Consider the following 882-nt stretch of genomic DNA (forward strand, 5'->3'; position numbering starts at 1 on the left):
GGGGGTCTTCAAGTGAGGCAAAATGCTGTAACAAAGGGCTGACAGAGGACATAAGGGTTGACTTTAAAAGCAGCATAACGACATGAAACTCAATCATTGTCAATGAATTTTAGATGCGATTGCCCTGGGATGCTATTGCAGATAATGATGACATTGATTTCTCTAGCCGTCTTGTAGCCATGTCAGCCCTATCCATTCCACGCTCTAAACCAGCCAATCTGTCATTTACTTGGCGCTGCGCCGTCAGAAGTTGAGCTACATCCATTGATACTTGATAAACAATGTTACCTACTTGCGTTGTCATTTGTCGGTTCCTTAAAAAAGAAAACCCCGCCGAGTGGCAGGGTTGTTAACTTGAATTACTTTAGTATCTAGATTATTTAGAGATAAACATAATTAATTTAGCAACAATAACAGCAGGAGTAACAATAAAAATAAAGCTAACCGCTTTTAATACATTGCTTTTATTTATTTCTTTTGCTGCTAATGGCCCTTTCTGATAGTACCATTGCACGAATCGCACACCATACTTATTCTTAAGAACCTATTCAGAATATTTTTAAACCTGAATAGTTTTTCATGTAAACTGGCGGAATGAGAAAAGTTTATACCAGTGACATTAGTCGAGAAGTGTTCATGGAAATTGAACCCCTGTTGCTCAGCAAGAGGAAACGCACACGCCCCAGAAAAGTCGATGTCTACGAGGTATTTTGTGCCTTGCTATATTTGCTCAAGAGCGGTTGTCAGTGGGATATGCTGCCCAGCGATTTTCCCCCAAAAAGCACGGTTTATTACTACTTCAAACTCTGGAAAGAAAAACCGTCAGAAACAGACCCCAGTTTGCTTGAGCAGGCTTTAAAAAAATGTCGTTGGCGAGGACCG

Annotated in this window: 3 protein-coding genes; 1 reads left to right on the plus strand and 2 read right to left on the minus strand. The window is 40.5% G+C overall.

Translation table 11 applies throughout. The features are described 5' to 3' along the window. Positions 1 to 109: 109 nt before the first annotated feature. Both AACQ81_RS04045 and AACQ81_RS04050 read right to left on the minus strand, forming a co-directional pair. Entirely contained in the window at positions 110 to 304 is a 195-nt protein-coding gene (locus AACQ81_RS04045; protein WP_237388496.1) for a hypothetical protein, read from the minus strand. Positions 305 to 376: 72 nt separating this feature from the next. Further along, a complete protein-coding gene (locus AACQ81_RS04050; RefSeq protein ID WP_237388497.1) occupies positions 377 to 514 on the minus strand; it encodes a hypothetical protein in 138 nt (45 codons plus the stop codon). Between the two features lie 80 nt (positions 515 to 594). Between AACQ81_RS04050 and AACQ81_RS04055 the strand changes: the two genes are divergently transcribed. After that, the coding region (locus AACQ81_RS04055) for a transposase (RefSeq protein ID WP_237388098.1) at positions 595 to 882 on the plus strand (288 nt) is incomplete at its 3' end.

This window comes from Xenorhabdus sp. Sc-CR9, from assembly GCF_963897815.1.
Lineage (GTDB): Bacteria > Pseudomonadota > Gammaproteobacteria > Enterobacterales > Enterobacteriaceae > Xenorhabdus.

Coding starts and splice junctions, on each gene's coding strand:
- AACQ81_RS04045 (WP_237388496.1), bottom strand. CDS start 304: ATGACAACGCAAGTAGGTAACATTGTTTATCAAGTATCAATGGATGTA.